Annotated in this window: 22 protein-coding genes and 1 pseudogene; 11 read left to right on the plus strand and 12 right to left on the minus strand. The window is 64.6% G+C overall.

The window, feature by feature from the left end; translation table 11 throughout:
- Window positions 1-268: 268 nt before the first annotated feature.
- The gene (locus tag QJT78_RS27175; RefSeq protein ID WP_157790148.1) at window positions 269-1,180 is read right to left on the minus strand and encodes a 3-hydroxybutyryl-CoA dehydrogenase; all 912 of its coding nucleotides are present in this window, start codon (window positions 1,178-1,180) and stop codon (window positions 269-271) included.
- A gap of 233 nt (window positions 1,181-1,413) precedes the next feature.
- Between QJT78_RS27175 and pstS the strand changes: the two genes are divergently transcribed.
- From pstS to QJT78_RS27195, 4 genes are all read left to right on the plus strand, one after another.
- The gene (pstS, locus tag QJT78_RS27180; protein ID WP_028152199.1) at window positions 1,414-2,466 is read left to right on the plus strand and encodes a phosphate ABC transporter substrate-binding protein PstS; all 1,053 of its coding nucleotides are present in this window, start codon (window positions 1,414-1,416) and stop codon (window positions 2,464-2,466) included.
- A 269-nt stretch (window positions 2,467-2,735) separates the two neighbouring features.
- The gene (locus QJT78_RS27185) at window positions 2,736-3,815 is read left to right on the plus strand and encodes an FAD-dependent oxidoreductase (RefSeq protein WP_028152198.1); all 1,080 of its coding nucleotides are present in this window, start codon (window positions 2,736-2,738) and stop codon (window positions 3,813-3,815) included.
- 120 nt (window positions 3,816-3,935) lie between these two features.
- Window positions 3,936-4,079 (plus strand): hypothetical protein, encoded by a 144-nt coding sequence (locus tag QJT78_RS27190; RefSeq protein WP_155257983.1) that lies wholly within the window; start codon window positions 3,936-3,938, stop codon window positions 4,077-4,079.
- Window positions 4,076-4,774: an ABC transporter permease gene (locus tag QJT78_RS27195; protein WP_028152197.1), complete on the plus strand. Its 699-nt coding sequence runs from the start codon at window positions 4,076-4,078 to the stop codon at window positions 4,772-4,774. Before QJT78_RS27190 ends, QJT78_RS27195 begins: the two co-directional genes overlap by 4 nt.
- On the opposite strand, the gene QJT78_RS27200 is transcribed toward QJT78_RS27195, so the two are convergent.
- A complete protein-coding gene (locus tag QJT78_RS27200) occupies window positions 4,748-5,557 on the minus strand; it encodes a substrate-binding domain-containing protein (protein ID WP_038944224.1) in 810 nt (269 codons plus the stop codon). The two genes, QJT78_RS27195 and QJT78_RS27200, sit on opposite strands and share 27 nt — an antisense overlap.
- 200 nt (window positions 5,558-5,757) lie before the next feature.
- Window positions 5,758-6,165, minus strand: a complete 408-nt coding sequence (locus QJT78_RS27205) for a hypothetical protein (RefSeq protein ID WP_155257982.1) — start codon at window positions 6,163-6,165, stop codon at window positions 5,758-5,760.
- A 104-nt stretch (window positions 6,166-6,269) separates the two neighbouring features.
- Between QJT78_RS27205 and QJT78_RS27210 the strand changes: the two genes are divergently transcribed.
- Window positions 6,270-7,661, plus strand: a complete 1,392-nt coding sequence (locus tag QJT78_RS27210; RefSeq protein WP_038944222.1) for a hypothetical protein — start codon at window positions 6,270-6,272, stop codon at window positions 7,659-7,661.
- 63 nt (window positions 7,662-7,724) lie between these two features.
- Window positions 7,725-8,003, plus strand: a complete 279-nt coding sequence (locus tag QJT78_RS27215) for a Plug domain-containing protein (protein ID WP_193375968.1) — start codon at window positions 7,725-7,727, stop codon at window positions 8,001-8,003.
- 19 nt (window positions 8,004-8,022) lie between these two features.
- Here QJT78_RS27215 and QJT78_RS27220 read toward each other — a convergent pair whose 3' ends face one another.
- A complete protein-coding gene (locus QJT78_RS27220) occupies window positions 8,023-9,339 on the minus strand; it encodes an alpha/beta hydrolase-fold protein (protein WP_028152192.1) in 1,317 nt (438 codons plus the stop codon).
- On the opposite strand from QJT78_RS27220, the gene QJT78_RS27225 reads away from it, so the two are divergent.
- From QJT78_RS27225 to QJT78_RS27245, 5 genes and pseudogenes are all read left to right on the plus strand, one after another.
- Window positions 9,332-9,535 (plus strand): hypothetical protein, encoded by a 204-nt coding sequence (locus QJT78_RS27225; protein ID WP_155257981.1) that lies wholly within the window; start codon window positions 9,332-9,334, stop codon window positions 9,533-9,535. The genes QJT78_RS27220 and QJT78_RS27225 overlap by 8 nt on opposite strands.
- 72 nt (window positions 9,536-9,607) lie before the next feature.
- A complete protein-coding gene (blaBJP, locus tag QJT78_RS27230; protein ID WP_038944221.1) occupies window positions 9,608-10,492 on the plus strand; it encodes a BJP family subclass B3 metallo-beta-lactamase in 885 nt (294 codons plus the stop codon).
- 335 nt (window positions 10,493-10,827) lie between these two features.
- A pseudogene (locus tag QJT78_RS27235) lies at window positions 10,828-12,836 on the plus strand (EAL domain-containing protein).
- Window positions 12,837-12,860: 24 nt separating this feature from the next.
- Window positions 12,861-13,478 carry a hypothetical protein gene (locus QJT78_RS27240; protein ID WP_028152190.1) on the plus strand — a complete coding sequence of 206 codons (618 nt, stop codon included), beginning with the start codon at window positions 12,861-12,863 and terminating at the stop codon, window positions 13,476-13,478.
- 15 nt (window positions 13,479-13,493) lie between these two features.
- Complete coding sequence (locus tag QJT78_RS27245; RefSeq protein WP_028152189.1) at window positions 13,494-14,015, plus strand: hypothetical protein; 522 nt, start codon at window positions 13,494-13,496, stop codon at window positions 14,013-14,015.
- Between the two features lie 27 nt (window positions 14,016-14,042).
- On the opposite strand, the gene QJT78_RS27250 is transcribed toward QJT78_RS27245, so the two are convergent.
- Genes QJT78_RS27250 through QJT78_RS27285 form a run of 8 tightly spaced genes read right to left on the minus strand, consistent with a single transcriptional unit; the run spans window position 14,043 to window position 22,402 of the window.
- A complete protein-coding gene (locus QJT78_RS27250) occupies window positions 14,043-14,762 on the minus strand; it encodes an ABC transporter ATP-binding protein (protein WP_049807820.1) in 720 nt (239 codons plus the stop codon).
- Window positions 14,755-15,510, minus strand: a complete 756-nt coding sequence (locus tag QJT78_RS27255) for an ABC transporter ATP-binding protein (protein ID WP_038944220.1) — start codon at window positions 15,508-15,510, stop codon at window positions 14,755-14,757. The genes QJT78_RS27250 and QJT78_RS27255 overlap by 8 nt, the downstream gene beginning before the upstream one ends.
- Window positions 15,507-16,505, minus strand: a complete 999-nt coding sequence (locus QJT78_RS27260; RefSeq protein WP_028152186.1) for a branched-chain amino acid ABC transporter permease — start codon at window positions 16,503-16,505, stop codon at window positions 15,507-15,509. Before QJT78_RS27260 ends, QJT78_RS27255 begins: the two co-directional genes overlap by 4 nt.
- Window positions 16,502-17,377 carry a branched-chain amino acid ABC transporter permease gene (locus QJT78_RS27265; RefSeq protein WP_028152185.1) on the minus strand — a complete coding sequence of 292 codons (876 nt, stop codon included), beginning with the start codon at window positions 17,375-17,377 and terminating at the stop codon, window positions 16,502-16,504. Before QJT78_RS27265 ends, QJT78_RS27260 begins: the two co-directional genes overlap by 4 nt.
- Window positions 17,378-17,387: 10 nt before the next feature.
- Entirely contained in the window at window positions 17,388-18,629 is a 1,242-nt protein-coding gene (locus QJT78_RS27270; protein WP_028152184.1) for an ABC transporter substrate-binding protein, read from the minus strand.
- A 22-nt stretch (window positions 18,630-18,651) separates the two neighbouring features.
- Window positions 18,652-21,027, minus strand: a complete 2,376-nt coding sequence (locus QJT78_RS27275; RefSeq protein ID WP_038944219.1) for a xanthine dehydrogenase family protein molybdopterin-binding subunit — start codon at window positions 21,025-21,027, stop codon at window positions 18,652-18,654.
- On the minus strand, window positions 21,024-21,548 hold the full coding sequence (locus QJT78_RS27280) for a (2Fe-2S)-binding protein (protein ID WP_028152182.1): 525 nt from the start codon (window positions 21,546-21,548) through the stop codon (window positions 21,024-21,026). The genes QJT78_RS27275 and QJT78_RS27280 overlap by 4 nt, the downstream gene beginning before the upstream one ends.
- Window positions 21,545-22,402 carry a xanthine dehydrogenase family protein subunit M gene (locus QJT78_RS27285; RefSeq protein WP_028152181.1) on the minus strand — a complete coding sequence of 286 codons (858 nt, stop codon included), beginning with the start codon at window positions 22,400-22,402 and terminating at the stop codon, window positions 21,545-21,547. The genes QJT78_RS27280 and QJT78_RS27285 overlap by 4 nt, the downstream gene beginning before the upstream one ends.
- Window positions 22,403-22,589 lie beyond the last annotated feature (187 nt).

A 22,589-nucleotide genomic window follows, 5' to 3' on the forward strand; every position in this document is an offset into this window, starting at 1 on the left:
GGGGCACCTCTCTCACCCACGGCCTGCAACGACCTGGGGGTTTGCGGGCTCCCGTCCGTCACCGCAACGTCTACAATAGCTGACCTGCGGCGCTTCGACTTACAAGGGGTTCTCTCCACGCACTCATCAATCATTTGAGTTTGCGGAACCAACCCCTCATCCGGCGCTTCGCGCCACCTTCTCCCACAAGGGGAGAAGGAAGAACGCGTCCGCATTCATCTTTGCGCAAATCGCTGCGCCCGTCTTTGTCGCAGCGCAAATAGCGGGGTCAGGCGCCGTAAGTATAAAAACCCTGCCCGGTCTTGCGGCCGAGATGGCCGGCATCGACCATTTCCCTGAGCAAGGGGGCCGGACGGTATTTGGGGTCGTTGAAGCCCTTATAGAAGACCTCCATCACCGAGAGCATGGTGTCGAGCCCGACGAGATCGGCGAGCGCCAGCGGCCCGATCGGATGGTTGCAGCCGAGCTTCATGCCGGCATCGATCTCCTCGGCGGTTGCGATCCCTTCCTGGAGCGCAAAGATCGCCTCGTTGATCATCGGGCATAGGATGCGATTGACGGCGAAGCCGGGGCTGTTCTTGGCCGTGATCGCCACCTTGCCGACCCGCTTGGCGAAATCCAGCGCCTTGGCGTGGGTGTCGTCGGAGGTCTGTAGGCCGCGGATGAGTTCCAACAGCGCCATCACCGGCACCGGGTTGAAGAAGTGCATGCCGATGAAGCGATCGGGACGATCGGTTGCGGCGGCAAGCTTCGTGATCGAGATCGAGGAGGTGTTGGTCGCGAGCAGCGTGCGCGGCGACAGCGTGGCGCAGAGGTCCTTCAGGATCTTGACCTTGAGCTCCTCGTTCTCGGTCGCGGCCTCGATGACGAGGTCGCAATCGGCGAGCTTCGCGCGGTCGGTGGTGCCGGTGATGCGCTTGAGAGCCGCCTCGCGATCGGCCGCCGACATCTTCTCCTTCTTGACTAGGCGCTCGAGGCTGCCGCCGACGGTCGACAGCCCGCGGTTCACCGCCGCATCGGAGATGTCGACCATCACGACCGAGAGCCCGGCCGCGGCACAGATCTGCGCGATGCCGTTCCCCATGGTCCCTGCCCCGATGATGCCAACCGTGTTGATCATTGCCTCGTATCCTTCATCCTTGCGGGCGTGCCAGACGGCTCGGCCCCATTGTTCCTGCATCAGGGTCTAGCACCGCCGCCGGGCGGGTGCGACCTGATCCTGCCCCCTCCTTAAAGCATCCCGGGCGGGAATAAAGCCGCTCTTCCGCCGCGGAGAGGTGCGATTTGATGCTCCGGCGGGCTGATTTCTGCGCATTTTGCCCGGCCGCTGCAGGGGGTGCCGAGCACCGGGCCAGGACGTCTTTGTGACACAGGCCACATCTGCTGCGTGCCCGGCCTGCTAGCCTCGGCCGCATGATGAAGCACCTCACTCTCCCCGTCCTCTTCACCGCTCTGCTCGTCGCCACGCAAAGCCTGGCGGCCGAGACCAAGGGAGCCGGCTCAACCTTCGTTTCGCCCGTGATGGCGAAATGGATCGACGCATACAAGGCGAAGACCGGCAACACCGTCAGCTATCAAGCGGTCGGCTCCAGCATCGGCGTCGGCCTGATCAAGAAAGAGGCCGTCGACTTCGGCGCAAGCGACATGCCGCTCGATCCCAAGGAGCTGGACAGGCTCGGCATGATGCAATTCCCGATCGTGATCGGAGGCGTCGTGCCGGTCGTCAATATCGATGGAGTCAAACCCGGCCAGATCCGCTTCACCGGCCAGATGCTCGCCGACATCTATCTCGGCAAGCTGAAATCATGGAACGATCCGGCCATTCGCGCGATCAACCCCGACATCAGGCTGCCGAGCACTGCGATCACGGTGGTTCATCGCACCGACGGATCCGGCACGACGTTCAACTGGTCGAACTACCTCTCGAAGGTCAGCCCGCAGTGGAAGACGAGCGTGGGCGAAGGCACCTCGGTCGAGTGGCCACTTGGTCTCGGCGGCAAGGGCAATGACGGCGTCGCCTCGCTCGTCGGCCTCGTGCCCGGTTCGATCGGCTATCTCGAATACACTTACGCGCTGCAACGGCTAGATAGAATCTCATTTGGCGTCGTGCAGAACAGCGCCGGCAATTTCGTCGTCCCCGACGCCGCATCGTTCCAGGCCGCGGCCTCGAGCGCGGACTGGAAGGCGGAGAAGGATTTCCACCTCGTGCTCACCAACGCGCCTGGCGAAGACGCCTACCCGATCACGGCGACGACCTTCGTGCTGATGCCGAAGGCGCCGAAATCTCCGGAACGATCGACGGCCGCCATCGACTTCGTTCGCTGGTCGCTGGAGAACGGTAAGTCGCAGGCGGAAACGCTTAACTACGTTCCGTTGCCGGCCGCCCTGGTCGACCAAATCGAACGCTACTGGCAGCTGAGCCTTGGCGACCCCACCATTTCGGCATCGGCTGCGGTCAAGCGCTGAGGCTCGAAGCAAGTCTGGTCAGCGATCAATCGCCGGCAGGCCATTACCCGCTGGAACTTTGCGCGCGTCGAGCACGTTGAGCTGGCACCGGGCCTGAACTCGGGCCGGTTGGAGGCCTTGCGATCTTTTCCGACGATGAAGACATCGATCACGGTGACCTCAGGAGCTCGGTAACCCCCTGGGTCACGGGCGGCGGACCAGATGTTCGACCCGTCATCGGAAGCTTCGCATGCGACGTCCTAGTTATCGGTGCGGGGATCACCGGCGCCATGGTCGCCGAAAGCTTCACCCGTCGCGGGCACGAGGTCGTCGTCATCGACCGGGAAACTCCCGGACACGGCAGTACCGGCGCCAGCACCGCGATGTTGCTCTGGGAAATCGATCGACCGTTGTCCGAACTTACCCAGGCCTACGGATTCGAACGTGCGGCGCGTTGCTACACGGCGAGCCTCCGCGCCGTCCAGGGCTTGTTGTCGTTGACGCGCCACTATCGCATCCCATGCCACATCAGAGATCGGCTTTCACTCTACCTTGCAGTTGAGGACAGCGGAAAATCCCTGAGAGAGGAGTCTGATCTGAGAGCGCGCGCTGACTTGCCCGGCGTATTTCTCGATCACGCGGCCCTGCTCCGCCGGTTTGAGCTTGCCCGCGCGGGTGCGATTCTGTCGCCGGTTGCCGCAGATGCCGATCCCGTCGAGCTCACTCACGGACTTCTGAAGATTTCCATCGGACGCGGGGCCCTTGTCCGGCAAGCCAACGCGACGGCTTTCGAAAGCGCCGGCGCCAAGGTCGTCGTTGGCCTCGACGGCGGCCACGAGATCGAGGCGAACCGCGTGGTGTTGTGTACGGGTTACGTGATGCCCAGCATCGTGCGTCCGACCATCCAGCGCCCGGCCTCGAGCTGGGCCATTGCCACAGAGCCTCAGCCCCAGAATCTGTGGCCCGAAGACGCGCTGATCTGGGAAGCGAGCCATGACTACCACTATGCCCGCAGCACGTCGGACGGCCGGATCATCTTCGGCGGTGAGGATGATGATTCCGCGATAGAACCGCAGGCGCGTCAGGCACTCACCCCTGCCAAGCGGGAACGCCTAAGGCAGAAGCTTGGGGCGCTTTGGCCTCGATCATCCCACAGGATCGACTATTGCTGGTCGGGGGCGTTCGACACGACGCAGGACGGATTGCCGCTCATCGGCGCGGTGCCCGGCCAGAAGAACATGCTCGCCGCCTACGGTTACGGCGGCAACGGCATTACGTTCAGTTATCTTGCGGCTGAACTGCTCGCGACGTTTTGCTCCGGAGGCAATTCTCCGCTACTCGACGACTTCGCGATCGATCGCACCGCCTGAGCAGACCGACCATCAAAGCGTTCCATTGACATCTCGGGGGCACGCCGCCACCGATCGATCCGGAAAAGCCGCTTGACAGGCCGCTAGCCTGCATAACGCCGCACCGACGTTCTTTTTTCGATGAATCGCGTTTTCAAATCGCTCCTGCCCGGTATTCTGTCGTTGAACAAGACTCGCAGGGACCAGTACGTGAAGCAATTGCGCGGCCTCGACATCGACGAACTCAAGGCATTCTGCCCGACGCCGAAGCGTCCGGCCGGATGAACGACTTCGCGCGATCCATCGGCGCCGCGTTCACACTGATCGGCGAGGCCGACGCCGAGCTGCTCGGCATCGTCGCGCTGTCGGTGCGTGTCAGCCTGACCGCCAGCGTCGTCGCGCTGCTGATCGGCGCGCCCTTCGGGGCGCTGCTCGCGATCACCCGATTCCGCGGGCGACAGGTCGTCATCGTATTGACCAATGCACTGCTCGGCCTGCCGCCGGTCGTGGTCGGGCTTGCGCTCTATCTTCTGCTGTCGCGGTCCGGCCCGCTTGGGGCAGCCGGACTGTTGTTCACGCCGACCGCCATGGTGATCGCGCAGACCCTGCTCGCGACCCCGATCGTGGTTGCGCTGGTGCACCGGCCGGCGAGCCTGCTTTGGGCCGAGTATGGCGACCTCGCGCGGATCGACGGACTATCGACGCTGCGCAGTATCGGCTTGCTGTTCGCGCTCGGCCGGACGTCGCTGCTGACGGCCTTTCTCGCGGCTTTCGGACGCGCGATCGCCGAGGTCGGCGCCATCATCATCGTCGGTGGCAACATCCGCGGCTTCACGCGCACGATGACGACGGCGATCGCACTGGAGACGAGCAAGGGCGACCTGCCGCTGGCGCTCGGGCTCGGACTGATCCTGCTCGCACTCAGCGTGGCGGTGTCGACCGTCGCCTTCCTGCTAGTGGGACGCGTTGGGGAAAAATAGCTGCTCGCCGCCGACCTTGTAGCCGGCGATCGCGTCCTGCCCCTTCGGCGAGACCAGCCAGTCGATGAAGGCCTGTCCCGCCTTCGCCTTCACGTTCGCATGCGTCGCCGGATTCACCAGCATGACGCCATACTGGTTGAACAGCCGCTTGTCGCCCTCGGTCAGGACGGCAAGCTCGCCGCGGTTCTTGAACGACAGCCAGGTGCCGCGGTCCGACAGGAGATAGGCGTTCGACGACGACGCCATGTTCAGCGCCGGACCCATACCCTGCCCGATCTCGCGATACCAGCTGTCCTTGCCTGCGCCGATATCGACGCCCGCCTCCTTCCACAATCTCAGCTCGGCCGCATGCGTGCCGGACTTATCGCCGCGCGAGATGAATGGCGCCTTCGCCGCCGCGATCTTGCGCAGCGCATCCGTGACGTCCTTGCCGCCGGCGATCTTTGCGGGATCGCTCTTCGGACCGACAATGATGAAGTCATTGTACATGACATCGAAGCGCTTCACGCCCTGCCCCTCGGACATGAACTTGTCCTCGGCCGGCCTGTCATGCACGAACACCACCTCTGCATCGCCGCGCCGCCCGATGTCGAGCGCCTGGCCGGTGCCGACGGCAACGACCTTCACCTCGATGCCCTCCGCCTTCGAGAACAACGGCAGCAGGTAACCGAACAGGCCCGACTGTTCCGTCGACGTCGTCGAGGCCACGGTGATGGTGCGATCCTGCGCGAATGCGCATGTCGACCAGACCAGAACCGCTGCGATGGCGGCAAGCTTTCTCATTGCGTTGTCCTCACTCCCCAGACGTTGGAACTTAGGCGGGAAGGGTGACGCAGGGAAGTCCGACGTTCGGCGCAGGATCAGCGGCCGGGTATGTCTTGCGGATCACGTCTTTTCTCCTTCGCTGTCGAAGGAAGCGTATCGGGGATCGGCGCGGCAACTCCGTGGGCGCGGTCACATTGGCCACCTGCCGCGCCGCAGCTTCAGGACGACCGCAGCTTGTCGATGATGGCCGTCACCTCCTTCAGCTGGGCTTTGGCCGTGGCCAGCAGATCGAGCAGATCGCGCGCCGACTGGGCTGATCCACCAGCGGCGGCCTGATCGATCACACTCAAGCCGTCGGTGAGACGCGAGATGATTTGCACGAGTTCATCGCGGCGCGCCTCGAGGTCCGCAAGCGTTGCGTCAAAGCGCTCGTCGAGCCGGGCGCCTTGCAACGAGCGGATCGGAACGATCCTGTCGTCGGGAGGATCGGACATGCGCGTGCTTTGCGTTGCTGTCCCGCCCATCCTAGGCGCGACCGCTCGCAACCCGGCGGTGGTGCATTGTCGCATCCGACACGGCAGTCGCGTTGCCCTTTCCCGCGCGGCGGACGCACGGATGTTCTGCAATTGGTCCCACCTACATTGACATCGATGTGACGGCCGGGGCAGTTTTTTACATTGCTGGCGAATCAGCGATTGCCTCACGCCGAGTACCTCTTGGACAACTCCCTGTGCTTTCGAGACTGATATCGTTGCTGCGCCGCATTCCCGCGGTGAAATGGGCGTTCACCCGGCTTAGGCCCTTGCCTCACGGCGGCAGCATCGATGTCGCGCCGATCGCGGCAAGCGATTCGCCGGCAATCGTTGTTGACATCGCGGAAGCTGTTCCGGCTCCCGACAGCATCAGCACCAACTCGCTGCCCGGTGACACCGAGATCGCCGTTGCTGGTCCGGTCGCCGAAGATGGCGCCGCTATCTCCGTCATCCCGGAGAACCCGTCCGCAGCGCCAACTGATATCAGCGTCGCCGATGATTCATCCTTGCAAGCGCCGACAGAGGTCGAGGCGGTCGTCGTCGAAGAGGTTTCGGTCTCGTCAGTCGAGGTGGAGAGCGAGGCCGTCGATGCTCATGAGCTCGTCACCAACGATCCGCCCGCGGAGCCTGAGACCAGCGTCGCACCCGTCGTCGTAGAAGAGACACCGGTCCCGGTTGTCGAGATCGAGAGCGACCCGGTCGGTGCACCCGAGCTCGTCGGCAGCGACCCGTCTGCGGAACTCCCGGTGAACGCTGAACCCGTCATCGTTGAAGAGGTCCGGCTGTCGCCTGTGGAGGCCGAGAGCCAGCAGGCCGACGTTTCCGAGCCCGTCATCGGCAGCGATCCATCTCCCGAACTCTCGACCGAGGTGGAGCTTGTCGTCGTCGAGGAGGCGCTGGTCTCCTCTATCGACATCGAGATCGCTCCGGTTGATGCCCCCGTTCTCGCCGTTAGCGACAATACCTCCCCTGACGTCGCTGATGTGGAGTCGGCTGTCGTGGAGGACCCGTGCGTCCCGCTTGCGGACAGCGACGTCTCGGCGAGGGAGGTTTCCGAGAGCAGCATCGACAGCGTTGCCATCCCTGTCGTCGCAATGGAGATCGAGCCGGTCCCGGCCAACGATCCCGCCCCGATCGCAGCGATCGCCGCGGAGGTTCCCTCCGCCGACACAGCGAGCGTCGTCACGCATGTCGCGCCGGAGCCGATCCTCGAGTCTCCCGCTCCGGTGATCCCCAGCGCGCCGAAGACGCGCGCAAAGGTCGTGGAACCCGTCGACCGCGCCACGTTGATCCGGCAGCGCTGGACGGAGACCGGGATCAGGATGTGGAATCCGCGGCTTCACGGCGCCGGCGAGGCCACGCTGAACATCCAGGGCCGCGTCGAGCTGCTACCGCCCGCGCCCGGCGAGACCATGCCACGTTACGACAAGCTCGAATTCAGGATGCTGGGCGGGCAGATCGTCTGCGAGGGCGTCGTCGTCGAGGCGCCCGCGTCGGCGGGGCAGCGCAGCTTTACCCGGCTCGCCGAGCCGCGTAACCCCGACCGGCCCCGCGAACCGCTACGGGAACGCCAGGCCGCTCTCGCCTGACCCTTGTCCTCTGCGACCATGCCCGCCATATGCTAGGCTGACGCCCTGGACATGGGAGGCCGCATGCCAGCAAGATCATTGCGCCTGGTCGTGATCGCCGCCCTCTGCATCTCGCAAGGGGCCTTTGCGGCGTCCGGCAAACGCCCGCACCGTGCGCCCGCCACCGATCCGGCCGCGCCCTACAAGGCCGACCGGCTCTCCACCTCGCGCGGCCAGACGATCCTCAACACGCCCGGCCAGACCACCGTGCTGACACGTCAGATCCTTGACGACATGAACGCGACGACCCTCCGGGATGCCATGCGCTCGACCGCCGGCGTGACGATTGGGATTGGCCGCTAGATTTCGCGCGGCTTCGCGTTCAGGGGATCGGATAGCCCTTCCAGACCCACTCCAGCGCCGACGGCAGCGTTTGCGCGATCGTCGGCCGGTCGACATGCTTGGCGTTGCGCACGAACAGGAACTGGTAGTGGTAGCCCTTCTCCGCCAGCACCTTCGCCATCAGCGCGTTCGACAGGGTCCAGTCGTGCATGCCGTCGGGAATGGTGGGGTTCGGATAGAACAGATCCTGATCGCCGCCGAAGAACCAGAAGCGGATCGGCTTCGCCGGCGCGGCGACGATCAGCGGCACGCCGGGCGGCTCGGCCGGCGTGAGCACGCCGGCCTTGGAGATGAGGTTGGGACCGGCCGGCCCCGTCCATGCGCTGTGATATTCCCAGGCGCCGCCACGCAGCGACGGATCGTGCGGCCATTGCTGGTTGACCATTGTCGGTGAGAAGGCCAGCACGCGGTGATAGAGATCGGGATAGAACCACGCCATGGTGAAGGCCGCAGCCCCGCTCGAGCTCAGCCCCATGGTCGCGCGCCCGTCCGGATTTCCGGTCAGCTTGACGTCGGCATTCTTTTCGACCAGCGGCAGCACCTCGCGCTCGACGAATTGCGCATACGCGCCTGACACCGCGTCATATTCGCGGCCGCGCTGGCTGCCCTGCGCGTCCTGGCCGCCATTGCCGATCTGGATCGCGATCATCGGCGGCACGCGGCGCTGCGCGATCAGATTATCGAGCGTCGTGGCGAGATCCTTGTAGGCGTTGGAGCCGCCGTCGCCGACCACGATGAACGGCGCCTCGGTGCCGCGGACATATTGCGCCGGCACGTAGACGTCGATCGTGCGCGACCAGATTCCAGGATGGCTGGTGGTGACGATCATGTGCGACTTGTCATCCGGTGCGGTGACGGTCGTCATGATCGAGGAATTGGTGCAGCCGGCGACGTCGTCGCGGATCAGGCCGGGATTGTAGATCGTGCTCTCCTTCGACGTCAGCGTGAAGGATTTTGTCGTGCCGCGTGGTACGCCTTCCTTCGCAATCGTCTCCGGCGCGGGATTGTGGGTGGGCCCGATGATGAAATTGCCCTCGGCGCCGAGCGGCGGCAGCGTTCCGTCGGGTAGCTCGGTCGCGCGCGGATAGTTGGGGTTCGAGGGATCGCGCGTCGGCGGCGCCGTCTTGAAATCGAGGCCCGCCGTGTCGATGAAGAACGGTGCCGCCTTGTCGGTGGTGTTGGCCCCGGGCGGCACCGCCATGTTCTGGGTGACGCAGGCCGGCTGCGACAGTGCAATTGAAGTGAAGGAGACGAGGGAAATCAGCGTCCCCGCGAGGACGGAGAATAAATTGGTCATTTCAGCTCCCAGTGCCGACAAGTCTTTGGCTCGCCTTGACGCAAAGTATGGCGGGCCGACTGCGCGCGGTCAAACAGCAAGCGGCCGCATTCCAGCGATAGCCGCCATGCTCAAACCGAACGGCGACCGCTATTCCGTGCATGCCATGAGTTTTTCCGAATACGAGGCCGTTGCTGCCGCAGCTCACACGACGTAGCTTGCGCGCCGGCCATGCCGCGCAAAAGGCGCGCACGGTCAAAACGAACAAGAACACTTCGGGAGGCAACCTATGAAGAAGCTCGCGGCCACGCTATGTGCGCTGGCGTTCCTCGCAACCGGCGCACAGGCGCAAACCATCAAGGATTTCCTGGCAGCGGTCATGCAGAAATGGACGGCGCCATTCGATCCGTTCCAGCTCATCCGCAACATCTATTATGTCGGAACCGACGGCATTGCCGTTTATGTTATCAAGACATCGCAGGGCCTGATCCTGATGGACACCGCGATGCCCCAGTCGACCGGCATGATCGAGGACAACATCGCGAAGCTCGGCCTCAAGGTCGCCGACATCAAGATCATCCTCAACACGCATGCGCATCTCGACCACACCGGCGGCTTCGCCGAGATCAAGAAGGAGACCGGCGCACAGCTCGTTGCCGGTGAGCGCGACAAGGCGCTGCTCGAAGGCGGCTACTATCCAGGCGACGAGAAGAACGAGGACCTCGCCTTCCCCGCGGTGAAGGTCGACCGCACGGTGAAGGAAGGCGACAAGGTCACGCTCGGCGACACCACGCTGACGGCACATGCAACGCCCGGCCACTCGCCGGGCTGCACGAGCTGGGAGATGACCGTCAAGGACGGTGGCCAGGACCGCGAGGTGCTGTTCTTCTGCAGCGGCACGGTGGCGCTGAACCGGCTGGTCGGGCAGCCGACCTATGCCGGTATCGTTGATGATTACCGCGCGACCTTCGCCAAGGCCAAGGCGATGAAGATCGACGTGCTGCTCGGACCGCATCCGGAAGTCTATGGCATGCAGGCCAAGCGTGCGGAGATGAAGGACGGCGCACCGAACCCGTTCATCAAGCCGGGCGAGCTCGCAACCTACGCAACCAGCCTGTCGGAGGATTTCGACAAGCAACTCGCCAAGCAGACGGCGGCATTGGAGAAGAAATAACGGCCGTTTGCCCTCGCTTCACCTCTCCTCCCGCGGGGAGAGGTGAAGCGCGCGCGTCGGTTGACCGCGCGGCCATGCGCCGTCGCCGACGTGAAAAGCCAAGATCTCGCATGGTTAGCTGATCGTAGCTGCGGCTGGCTGCGGGCGAGGCGTGCCTGAAACACGCGCCTCGGCCGCCGGTATCCTTAACACGGTCTCACCAATACACGCGGCCGGAAAATCCCGTGGCCGCGCGCAACCTGCGCTGGTTTTTCGTGCAGTTCCACCTAACGCGACCTTTACCCCCGCCGTGCAAGATCGCCGCCGTTTTGAAGGGATCCGGGGCGCGTATTGCAATGCCTGTCGCCAATTTGAAGTCTCAGCTCGCCGCCGCGATGCGGCTGTTTCGCGTGCCGGCCGACAACCCGGACCTGACGCGCGCGCAGTTCGACGCCTTCTCCAAGCAGATCCCGCTGCTCTATTTCATCCTGATGAGCAACACGATCGCGGTCGCCTATACCTATGTCAACGTGGCGCCGGACTGGCTGACGATGATCGTGCCGAGCGTGCTCACCGTGTTCGCGGCGCTGCGGACCTTCTGGTGGCTGCGCCAGCGGCACCTTGTGCGCAGCGATGCCGATATCCTGCGCAATCTGCGCGCCACCAACTGGATGACATTGCCGATCGGCGCCGGCTTCACGGCCTGGTCCTTCGCGCTATACCCCTATGGCGACGCCTTCGCCAAGAGCCAGGTCGCCTTCTACATGGCGGTGACCGTAATCGGCTGCATCTTCTCGCTGATGCATCTGCGTTCCGCGGCGCTGATCGTGACGCTCGTCGTCGACGCTCCCATGTGCTGTTCTTCTGGGCGACCGGCGAACCGACGCTGAAGGCGATCGCGGTCAACAACCTTCTCGTCTCCGGCGCGATGGTGACGGTGCTGTTCATCTACTACCGCGACTTCGCCGATCTCGTCTCGAGCCGCAAATCGCTGCTGGCGCAGCAGGCGGCAACGCAAGCGCTCTCGGACGAGAACTTCCGCCTCGCCAATCTCGATTCTCTCACCGAGCTGCCGAACCGCCGCCGCTTCTTCGCCGAGCTGTCGAGCGCCTTCACCGACGCCGAGCGCAGGCGCGTTCGCGTCGCGGTGGGGATCATCGACCTCGACGGCTTCAAGCCGATCAACGACAATTACGGCCACTCGGTCGGCGATCGCGTCCTGATCGAAGCCGGGCGCCGCATCCGCGAAGTTTGCGAGGGCTTCGGCCCGCAGCGGGTGGAATTTGCCCGGCTCGGCGGCGACGAGTTCGGCCTCGTGGTGTGCGGCGATCCCGAAGATGACGATTTGATGCGGCTCGGCCAGCGCATCGGCGAACAGGTCAAGCTGCCCTATCAGCTCGACACCGCCCATACCGGGCTGTCCTGCTCGATCGGCTTCGCGCTGTTCCCAAGCTCGGCGACCAGCGCCGAAGCGCTCTATGAATGCGCCGATTACTCGCTCTATCACGCCAAGCGCCATCTGCGCGGCCGCACCGTGATCTTCTCGAGCGAGCTCGAGGCCGAGATCCGCAGCCGCGGCGTCATCGAGAACCTGCTCCGTACCGCCGATTTCAGCACCGAGATGGACCTGGTGTTCCAGCCGATCGTGGACGCGATGAGCGAGCACACCGCCGGCTTCGAAGTCCTGGCGCGCTGGCGCAGCTCCCGCCTCGGCCTGGTCTCACCGGCCGACTTCATTCCGGCCGCAGAGCGCATCGGCCTGATCCGGCCGCTGACGCAAGCGCTGCTGGTCCGCGCGCTCGCGACGGCAAGGACCTGGCCCGACCACATCCGCCTGTCGTTCAACCTCTCAGCTCACGACGTCTGCGCAGCCGAGGGCATTTTGCCGCTGATCTCGATCATCGAGAAAAGCGGGTTGCCGCCGCACCGGATCGATTTCGAGATCACCGAGACCGCCGTCACCTTCGACTTCGTGCGCGCGCAGCAATCGATCGCGACGCTGAAGGCCATGGGCTGCGGCATTTCACTGGATGATTTCGGTACCGGTTATTCCTCGCTGAGCCACGTGCATCGGCTGCCGCTCGACAAGATCAAGGTCGACCGCAGCTTCGTCGCCGACATCAACGAGAATCCGGTGAGTCACAAGATCATCAAGTCTCTCGCCGGCCTGTGCGACGACATGGAGATCGCCTGCGTCGCCGAGGGCGTCGAAACCCGCGCCCAGCTCGACAGCCTGCGCCGCCTGGAATGCGACTTCATCCAGGGCTACTACTTCGCAAAGCCGATGTCGGGCGATGCGATCGGCGATCATCTCGCAAAGGAACGCCAGCGTCTCGGCGAAGCCGGCGCCAAGATCGTGGCCTGAGAGGCCAGATTTCTCCGCCCGCGCGTGAGCGGCAACGAGATCGTCGAGATCGCCCCCGCCAAGGGGTTTGTCGGCACCAGCGCCGGCATCATGCTGCGCGCGCCGCAGACCCAGATCGAGGTCAATCACAACAGCGTGCAGCGCGACCTCACGCCGGGCGCCGACAATTCGGACGGCAACTGGTTCGCGCTCACCACCGCAGAGGTCAATCCGAAGGTGCCGTTCGGACAGGCCGGCGACAAGGTCGCGATCCGGCTCGGCGACGGGCGGATCCTCGCGCTTGGCGCCGACTATGCGTTCGTCAGGGCAAGCCTTGCCGCCAACGACACCGAGGGCGCGCGCGCCGGCATCATCGGCAATATGCTGGCAGCGCGCGGGCCAGCACCCGCCGTTCTGATCGTGGCCGGCCAGGAATGCCTGTTCAACGACAACCGGGTGGAATCCGGCAGCAGAAGCGTCGCCGTTTCGCTGGAGAGCGCGGTCGCCATCATCAGCACGAACCGGGTGCGTGGCGGCGAAAGCTCGATCCGCCTCACCGGCGCGCGGGCAGTGACCGTGATTGGCAACATCACCACCAGCAACATCATCATCCCCGGCGGCATTGCCAACACGCCGTGGGCACCACTCAACGTGATCGGCTAGTCCGCGGAGATTTCGATGCGCACCTTCATCGTTGGAGACGAGACAAAACTCAAGGCTGTCAGCGAGAAGCTGCTGCATGCCAATCTGAGCCAGGTTCGCAGCGAGGCCGCGCTGAAAGCCTTGCAGGAGGCCAATCCGCATGCCGATCTGAACAGGCTCGCGCGCGGCACCGTGCTGTTCGTGCCGGATACGCCGGGCTTCAAGGTCAGCACCACAAGCTCCGCCACCGAGGGTCCGCTCACAGCCTTGCACGAACTCCTGGATGAGGCGCTCGGCCTCGCGCTCGAGGAGACCGCGGCCGGCAGCAACGCGCGGCTCGCCGATCAGGAGCAGACCGTCAAGGCCTTCGACGACGGCGCGGTGAAGAAAGCGATCGGCGACCCCAATGTGGGCGGCCAGATCCGCGAAAGCGTCAATGCCGTCAGGAAAGGCTTCGAGGCCGATCGCGAGCTTGCCGCGCGCGCGGAAAAGAACATCACGGAGGTCGGCAAGGCCGCGATCGCAAAGCTCAACGAGCTCGGCAAGCTGCTTGGATGACCTGCTGGCGTACGGCCTCCGGAGCCGTCACACCGCGCAGTAACGCTCCTGGATGTCCTTGTCCGCCAGCAATGCCGCGGCGCTGCTTTGATGCACGACCTCGCCCTGGTCGATGATCACCGCGCGGTCAGCCAGCCGCAGGGCCCATTCGACGTTCTGCTCGACCAGCAGCAGTGTCTTGCCCTCGTCGCGCAGCCGGCGGAACAGCACGCCCATCTCCTCGACCAGGACGGGCATGATGCCTTCCGAGGGCTCGTCGAGCAGGATCATCTTGGGCTTTGCGATCAGCGCGCGGGCGATCGCGAGCATCTGTTGCTCGCCCCCCGAAAGCGTGACGCCCTCCTGATCGAGGCGTTCCTTCAGGCGCGGAAAGGTTTCGGCGATCTCGTCGATCGCGCCGCGCTCCTCGATCTTGCTTCCGGCCGCGACCAGACCGAGCCGCAAGTTCTCGCGCACGGAGAGACCGGGAACGATGCGGCGCTCCTCCGGCACATAGGCCAAACCGAGATGGAAGCGCTGATGAGCGCGGAGCGGCAGAAGGTCCCTACCCGCAAAGCGCACGCGGCCGGTCGCCTTCGGCATCAGACCCATCATCGCCCGCAGCGTCGTGGTCTTGCCGGCGCCGTTGCGGCCGACGAGAGCAACCACCTCGCCCTCCTTCACGTGCAGCGAGATACCGTGCAGGATATGGCTTGCGCTATACCAGGCGTGGAGATCATCGATTTCGAGCAGCGCGGTCTCAGCCATAGCCTTCACTCTGTCCGAGGTAAACCCGCCGGACTTCCGGGTTGCTCCTGATCTCGTCGGGCGCGCCGTCCGCCAGCAGACGGCCGTGATGCAGCACCACGACACGCTTGGACAGGCCGAGCACCATCTTCATCTTGTGCTCGACCAGCAGCACCGTGCGCCTCTCCGCGAGCCGTTCGAGCAGCGCGACCATGTCCTTGGTCTCTTCCGGCCCCATGCCGGCGGTGGGCTCGTCGAGCAGGAGCAGCTCGGGCTCGGAGACCAGCGCGATCGCGATCTCCAGCGCGCGCTGCTGGCCGTGCGCGAGGAATTTTGCCAACTCAGCGCGCTTGCCAAGCAGTCCGACCGCCTCGAGCGCCGCATCGGCGCGCGCGTTCAGCTCCGTCAGCCGGGCGCGATTGCGCCAGATGTCGTAGCTCACGGTCAGCGCCTGCGCCGCCACGCGCACATTCTCGTGCACGGACAAGTCCGGAAAGATGTTCGTGATCTGGTAGGAGCGCGAGATGCCCTGATGCACGAAGCGGTGCTGCGGCAGGCCGTTCAGCTCGCGTCCCCTGAAGTGCAGCGTGCCCGACGTCGGGGGCAGCGCGCCGGAGAGGATGTTGAAGAAGGTGCTCTTGCCGGCACCGTTCGGTCCGATGATCGAGGTGAGCTGTCCCGCCGCAAAGGACACGGTAATATCTTCGAGCGCGACGAAGCCGCCGAAACGCTTGCCGATCCCCTCGACGCGAAGCAGTTCGCCGCTCATGGCCGCGCCTTTCCGACGCCGAGCGTGTCGAGCAGCGTTCCCCAGATCCCCTTGGGCAGGAACAGCACGAACAGCACGAAGATCGCGCCGACAAAAATCTGCCAATGCGGCGTCCAAAGCGAGATGACATCCTCCAGGATCAGGAAGCTCGCAGCCCCGACGAAGGGCCCGAAGAAGCTGCGCGCGCCGCCGAGCAGCACCATCATCACGATCATGCCCGATGTCTGGTAGTGCAAAAGGTCGAGCGGTACGATCGACAGGTGCAGTGCCAGCATGCAGCCGCCAAGCGAGGAGATCGCACCCGACAGCATGAACACGATCAGCTTGCTGCGCTCGACGTCATAGCCGCACGCCCGCGCCCGCTGCTCGTTTTCGCGGATGGCCTCGATGACGGCGCCGAACGGCGAGTTCAGGATCCGCGACTGGAACCACATAGCGAGCGCCGCGAAGGCCATCAGCACGTAATATTTGTTGACGGGGTCGAGGAAATTGACGGGCAAGCCGAACAGGCTAATGCGGTCGACGGTGAAGCCGCGCAGGCCGTTCTCGCCGCCGGTGAAGGACGAGGCCTGCAGCGCGACATAATAGACGAGCTGGGCTAGCGCCAGCGTCACCATGGAAAAATAGATGCCGCGGGTGCGCGTCGAGACGATGCCGATTGCGGCGGCAAGGCCGGTGCTTAGGAGGACGGCGATCGGCACCGCGGCGAACCAGGGCACGCCGTAGCGGCCGATCGCAATACCGGTGAAGTAGGCGCCCGCGCCGAAGAACGCCGCCTGCCCGAACGACAGCAGACCGGTGTAACCGAACAGCAGATTGTAGCCCATCACCACGACGCCGTAGATCAGGACGTTGACGGCCAGCGCCTGCGACGGCAGCAGCCATGGCAGCACGGCCAGCACCGCGATGGAGAGCAGGACGCGCTGCTCGAGAAGCCAACTAAGCCCGCTGGACGAGGGCTTGGCGACCGCTTCGCCGCTCGATGGTGACGTCACGCGGTCCTCCCTCTCACGCCGAACAGGCCTTGCGGGCGGATCAGCAGCACAATCGCCATCAGCGCAAACATGACGATGGTCGCCATTTCAGGTGCGAACAGCGCCACCAGGCTGATGGAGATGCCGACCATGAGGCCGGCGACGACCGCGCCGACGATCGAGCCGAGCCCGCCGATCACGGTCACGACGAAGGCCTCCGCCAGCACCAGCGAACCCATCTCCGGGTTGACGCTGCGCATGGGACCCGCGAGCACACCGCCCAGCGCGGCAAGTCCGACGCCGAGGCCGAAGATCGCAAGCCAGACCCGGCCGATATCGACGCCGAGCACCTGCATGATGGTGGGATCGCGGGCGCCCGCGCGCACAATGAGGCCGATGCGGGTCTTCTCCAGCGTCAGCCAGAGCACCAGCAGCACCACCGCCACCAGCGCTATGACGAACAGGCGGTAGCGCGGGAAGAAGCCGATGCCGAGATCGAGCACGCCGACGAGTTGCGGCGGGGTCGGAAACGGAATGCCGTCGCTGCCAAACACGATGCGCACGCCCTCGACCAGGATGTAGCTGAGGCCGAAGGTGAGCAGCAGCGGATCGTCGATCGAGCGTCCATAGAGCCTGCGGATCAGGACGAGCTCGATCAGCATGCCGAAGGCGCCGATCAAGATGGGAGCGAGCAGCAATCCCCACCAGAAGCTGCCGGTGAGCGATGCCAGATACAGCCCCGCATAGGCCCCGATCATGAACAGCGCGCCATGGGCGAAATTGACCACCCCGAGCATGCCGAACACGATGGTCAGTCCAAGCGCAGTGATCACCAGGACCGCCCCAAGGGCGATCCCGGAAAGAAGCTGCATGATGATCAGCGACAGGTCCATCTGCTATGGCTTAGGTCGCGTGGCCGAGCTCGCTGCAGCTGCGCAGCATATCGTCGGAGCCGGTGTCGTTGGCGAGAATGGCGAACAAATCGTTGTCGTTCGCCATCGCGGACTTCTTCTTGGACTCCAGCACCAGCACCGACTGCACCGACTGGTGGTCGCATTTGCGGTAGTGCTGCGGGCCCTTGGTCAGATCATATTGCAGCTTCTCGAGGGCATCGATGACCTTGTCGGTGTCGGTGCCTCCGGCGGCCTGCATGGCCGCCAGCAGCGAACCGACGCCGGAATAGCCGTAGGCGCCGTAGTCGGTCGGGATCGCACCACCATTGGCAGCCTTGAACGCCGCGTTGAAAGCGGCCGCCGATTTGCTCTGCGGCTCCAGGCCCCAATAGTAATTGGCGCCGCCGACCACGCCCTCGAACACGTCAGGGCCGACCGCGAGCCGCTGGTTGTGCAGGATGACGGGGACCACGATCTTCATCTGCTGCTTCACGCCGAAATCGACCGCCTGCTTGATCGCATTGGCCTGGTCGCGGCCGAAATTGGAGATGCAGAGCACGTCCGGCCGCATCGACATAAGGCGCGGCATGAAGGTGGAATAGTCGGCCGCTCCGAATGGATGCAGGATCTCGCCGACATTGTCCGCGCCGATCGCTGCCTGCGCGCGCTTGAAGCCACGCAGCATCTCATGGCCATACGCATAGTCGGCCACGAGATGGGCGACCTTCATGCCCTTCTTCAGGGTCTGCCGCGCGACGGCAGCGGTCGTCATGTGCGGGTTCAGCGCCTCATGGAAGGTGTATTTGCTGAAATCCTTGGCCTCGTTGATCGTGTCGGACTGACTGATCGAGACGTAGATCACGCCGCGGGCGCGGGTGACCTCGTTGACGGCGAGCTGCACCGCGCTGGAAAGCGCGCCCACCACGGCGTGGACCTTGTCCTTCTCGATCAGCTCCAGCGTCCGGGTCGCGGCCTCGCCGGCATTGAGCTTGTCGTCACGCACCAAGAGCTCGACCTTGCGGCCGCCGATGCCGCCCTTGTCGTTGACGAGCTTGACGGCAAGCTCGGCGCATTTGACCTGGTCGCGCGCCTCAGCGGCGAACGGGCCGGTGAGCGGCGTCGGGAAGCCAATGCGAATCGTCTCGTCCGCGGCGCGGCCGAGCCGCGGCATGGCGAACAGCGCGGCGCCGGCGGAGAGGCCAGCGAGCGCAGTGCGGCGGGATATTGTCGAGGTCGAACCGGATTTGGGCATGATTTCCTCCAACTGACTTTTTTTAGAAGCGTTTCAGGGCTTTCAGGACTTTTATGGGCGTGATCGGGATCGAATTGATCGTCGCGCCGAACCGCGTGAGCGCGTCGTTGACGGCGTTGAGCACACAGGCGGAGGCCGCCGCCGTGCCGGCCTCGCCAACCCCCTTGGCGCCGAGCACGGTGTCGGCGGTCGGCGTCTCGACATGGCCGATGACGATGTCGGGCATCTCCATCGGCATCGGAACGAGGTAGTCGGCGAGCGAGCCGTTCATGAGCTGACCTGTCTCGCTGTAGCGACATTCCTCGAACAGCGCCGCGCCGAGGCCCTGGACGATGCCGCCGCGAAGCTGCTCGTCCACCAGCATCGGATTGATGACGCGGCCGCAATCCTCGACGATGAAGTGTTTCAGCACCTTGACGAAGCCGGTCTCGACATCGACCTCCAGCGAACAGCCCTGGATGCCGTTGGTGAAGGCGAACGGATAGCCCTGTGGCGCGAAATGATGGCTGACGGTAAGCTGCGCCTGCGTGCCCGGTGGCAGCGTATCGGAGCGGAAATAGGCGATCCGCGCGATCTCGGAGATTGGCAACCGCTGGTTCCGGGTCACGGCGTCGACGACCTCGCCATCGATGATGTCGAGTGCCGACGGCTGCTCCTGGAGGATCAGCGCGGCAATCTCCAGAATATTGCGCTTGAGCACACGCGTGGCCTGCAGCGCGGTCTCGCCGCCGATGCCGGCGCCACGGCAGGCCCACGTCGCGCCGCCATGCGGCGTCACCTCGGTATCTCCGGTGATGACCTTGACGTGCTCCTGCGCAAGGCCGAGCTGATCGGCCACGATCTGGCTGATGATCGCCTCGGTGCCCTGCCCCTGCTCGGTGACCGAGATCAGGCAGCGGACCTCGCCCGACGGCGTCAGGCTCAAAATCGCGCCGTCCTGCGAGGAAATTCGCGCACCGCCGACACCATAAAAAGCCGGGCTGGGATTCGTGATCTCGACGAAGGCCGCAATGCCGATGCCGCGATAGATGCCGCGCTTGCGCAAGTCGGCCTGCTCGGCGCGCAACGCCTCATAACCCATCATCTCGTGCAGGCGCTTCAGGCAGGCCTGGTGTGACAGCGCCTCGAAGCGATAGCCGGTCGGCGAGGTCTGCGGATAGGCATCGTCAGCAATAACGTTCTGCGCGCGGATGGCGAAGGGATCGAGGCCGACCTTGGCCGCGGCCATGTCGACCAGCCGCTCGGTGACGGCGCAGGCAATGGGATGGCCGACGGCGCGATACTGGCTGGTCTGCACCTTGTTCTGGAAGATCACCTCCAGTATGGCGCGATAGTTCTTGAAACGATAGGGCGCGCCGATCAGACGGATCACCTGATTGCCCTCGACCACGCTGGTGCGCGGATAAGTCGAGAACGCTCCGATCGCGGTCAGATCGAGGACATCGATCGCCAGGATCTCGCCGTTGGCATCGAGCGCCATGCGGGCGCGGACCCGATGATCGCGGGCGTGGATGTCGGAGACGAAGGACTCGATCCGGTCGGCGACGTATTTGACGGGACGGCCGAGCAGAATCGAGAGGCCGACCACCGCCATGTCCTCGTGATAGACATGCAGCTTCATCCCGAAAGAGCCGCCGATGTCGGTCGCGATCACGCGAACGCGGGCCTCGGGGATGCCGTAGTGGCGCGAATAGAGATCCTGGAACTGGTAGGGCGTCTGCGTCGCGTGATGCACGGTGAGTGCGCCGGCGGCGGGATCGTAGTCCGCAACGATGGCGCGCGGCTCCAGCGTCACCGCGGTGTGGCGGCCGAAGGAGAACTCTTCTTCCACCACGTGCGCGGCATGCGCAAAGGCGTCGTCAACGGCGCCATTGTCGAGCTGGGCCCGGAAACAGGTGTTATTGACACTGCCGGGATTGATCAGCGGGCCACCAACCTCTCGTGCACTGTCGATATCGACGACGACGGGGAGGTCCTCGTAATCGATCTCGATCAGCTCCAGCGCATCTTCCGCAATCGCCCGGCTCTCGGCGACGACGGCCACCACAGCCTGCCCGGCCCAGACCACGCGGTCGAGCGGCAATGGCAATTGCGGAGTCGACGTCATGCCCTTGAAGTGATCGAGCGTGCCGGTCCAGGGCGTGCAGATCTTTGCGAGATCCTCGCCGGTGGCAACGAGATGCACGCCTTCGAGCGCGCGCGCTTGCTCGGTATTGATGGCGACGATCTTCGCGTGCGCATGCGGACTGCGCAGGAACGCAGCGTGGAGCATGCGCGGCAGGCGGAGGTCGCTGACATAGCGTCCGCGGCCGGCGAGCAGCCGCTTGGCGTTCGGGCGCGGCACGGAGCGGCCGATATAGGAATTCGGGCGGTCGAGCGAGGTCAGCGGCGCGCTCATGTCGCGCCTCCGCTTTCTTTGCGCGCTTTGGCCACCGCGTCGATGGCGTCTACGATCGCCTCATAGCCGGTGCAGCGGCAGTAGTTGCCCGACAGCGCGTCGCGGATTTCGTCGCGGCTGGGCAGCGCGATCTGCGAGAGCAACTCGTGCGCATTGACCAACATGCCCGGCGTGCAGAAGCCACATTGCAGCGCGTTGCGGCGATGGAATTCGGCCTGGAGATCGGCGATCACGCCGCTCTCGGTAAGACCTTCGATGGTATTGATCTTGGCGCCATCGGCCTGCACTGCAAAGATCAGGCATGAGTGCACAGCGCGGCCGTCGAGCTGCACCAGGCAGGCGCCGCAGGCCCCCATCTCGCAGCCCGCATGCGTGCCGGTCAGTTCGAGCGCGTTGCGCAGGCAATCGACCAGCGTCTCGCGCGGCGCCACCTCGCAGGCGACCTTGCGGCCATTGACGACGAAGCGGACCCGCACGGTCTCGTCCGCGTCGTCCAAAAGGGTTTCGTCAAAACCGCTCATGCACCCTCACCCAGACGTCCGAGCAGGCGGCCGAGCAGCACGCGGGCGAGATGCAGCCGCATCGCCGGCGGCACCTCGCCGTCGGGCGGCGCGAGATCGCCTTCGAGCGCGGCTTGGGCGGCCTTGATGCGTTCTGCATCGAGGCTTGAGCCGATGAGGGTCGCCTCAGCCCCCTTCACGCGCGTCGGCGTATTGCCGACGGAGAAGAAGGAGATGCGGATATCGTCGATGCGATCGCCGGTGCAGGTCGACATGATGCCACAGCCGACCAGCGCGTAATCCCCGCGCCGGCGCGCCAGCTCGTCGAATGCAAAGCGCTGATCGGCCTTGAACAGCGGAACGTAGATCGCGGTGATCAGCTCGCCGGGCTGCAATGCGGTCTCGAACAGCTCGACGAAGAAGTCGTCGGCTTTCACACGCCGGCTGCCCGAAGGGCCGGCGATCTCGATCTCGGCATCGAGCGCCAGGGTCATCGCCGGAAATTCGGAGGCAGGATCGGCGAGCGCGACGCTGCCGCCGAACGTGCCGCGGTTGCGGATCGCGGGATGGGCGACGAAGGGGGCGGCCGCGTGCAGCAACGGCGCGAACTCGGCGATCAGCGGCTCGCTAAGCATCTCGCAATGGCGCGTCAGCGCGCCGATGCGCAAGTGACCGCCTTCGCGCCTGACGCCGCGCAGCTCTTCGATGTGGGTGATGTCGATCAGCAACCGCGGCGCTTGTAGCCGCAGCGATAACGCCGGCACGAGGCTCTGGCCACCGGCAATGAAGCGCGCGTCATCGCCGGCGCGGGCATGAGCATCCAGCGCCTGGTCGATCGTCGCAGCACGAAAATAGCTGAAAGCCCTCGCCTTCACCGCCGTTTCCTCGAGATCCGTCGGCTCATCAGCCGGGATGCCAGATTTGTAACCATCTGGTCTCAAAATCCTGACACGCCGCCAAAGACCGGTCAACAGGAAATGACCATTTGGTCACAAATGCACCTTTAGGCTAAGAAGGCAGCCTGAGATTGCTAAACAGCGACGAAATGGCCCGAAAAGCGCA

This window comes from Bradyrhizobium sp. Mp27 (assembly GCF_029953005.1).
In the GTDB taxonomy this organism is placed as follows: domain Bacteria; phylum Pseudomonadota; class Alphaproteobacteria; order Rhizobiales; family Xanthobacteraceae; genus Bradyrhizobium; species Bradyrhizobium barranii.

What these genes read in the sequence shown, in the direction of transcription:
- QJT78_RS27175 (WP_157790148.1), bottom strand. Translation starts at nt 1,180, where the DNA reads ATGCAGGAACAATGGGGCCGAGCCGTCTGGCACGCCCGCAAGGATGAA.
- pstS (WP_028152199.1), top strand. Translation starts at nt 1,414, where the DNA reads ATGATGAAGCACCTCACTCTCCCCGTCCTCTTCACCGCTCTGCTCGTC.
- QJT78_RS27185 (WP_028152198.1), top strand. Translation starts at nt 2,736, where the DNA reads ATGGTCGCCGAAAGCTTCACCCGTCGCGGGCACGAGGTCGTCGTCATC.
- QJT78_RS27190 (WP_155257983.1), top strand. Translation starts at nt 3,936, where the DNA reads ATGAATCGCGTTTTCAAATCGCTCCTGCCCGGTATTCTGTCGTTGAAC.
- QJT78_RS27195 (WP_028152197.1), top strand. Translation starts at nt 4,076, where the DNA reads ATGAACGACTTCGCGCGATCCATCGGCGCCGCGTTCACACTGATCGGC.
- QJT78_RS27200 (WP_038944224.1), bottom strand. Translation starts at nt 5,557, where the DNA reads ATGAGAAAGCTTGCCGCCATCGCAGCGGTTCTGGTCTGGTCGACATGC.
- QJT78_RS27215 (WP_193375968.1), top strand. Translation starts at nt 7,725, where the DNA reads ATGCCAGCAAGATCATTGCGCCTGGTCGTGATCGCCGCCCTCTGCATC.
- QJT78_RS27220 (WP_028152192.1), bottom strand. Translation starts at nt 9,339, where the DNA reads ATGACCAATTTATTCTCCGTCCTCGCGGGGACGCTGATTTCCCTCGTC.
- blaBJP (WP_038944221.1), top strand. Translation starts at nt 9,608, where the DNA reads ATGAAGAAGCTCGCGGCCACGCTATGTGCGCTGGCGTTCCTCGCAACC.
- QJT78_RS27245 (WP_028152189.1), top strand. Translation starts at nt 13,494, where the DNA reads ATGCGCACCTTCATCGTTGGAGACGAGACAAAACTCAAGGCTGTCAGC.
- QJT78_RS27250 (WP_049807820.1), bottom strand. Translation starts at nt 14,762, where the DNA reads ATGGCTGAGACCGCGCTGCTCGAAATCGATGATCTCCACGCCTGGTAT.
- QJT78_RS27255 (WP_038944220.1), bottom strand. Translation starts at nt 15,510, where the DNA reads ATGAGCGGCGAACTGCTTCGCGTCGAGGGGATCGGCAAGCGTTTCGGC.
- QJT78_RS27265 (WP_028152185.1), bottom strand. Translation starts at nt 17,377, where the DNA reads ATGGACCTGTCGCTGATCATCATGCAGCTTCTTTCCGGGATCGCCCTT.
- QJT78_RS27270 (WP_028152184.1), bottom strand. Translation starts at nt 18,629, where the DNA reads ATGCCCAAATCCGGTTCGACCTCGACAATATCCCGCCGCACTGCGCTC.
- QJT78_RS27275 (WP_038944219.1), bottom strand. Translation starts at nt 21,027, where the DNA reads ATGAGCGCGCCGCTGACCTCGCTCGACCGCCCGAATTCCTATATCGGC.
- QJT78_RS27280 (WP_028152182.1), bottom strand. Translation starts at nt 21,548, where the DNA reads ATGAGCGGTTTTGACGAAACCCTTTTGGACGACGCGGACGAGACCGTG.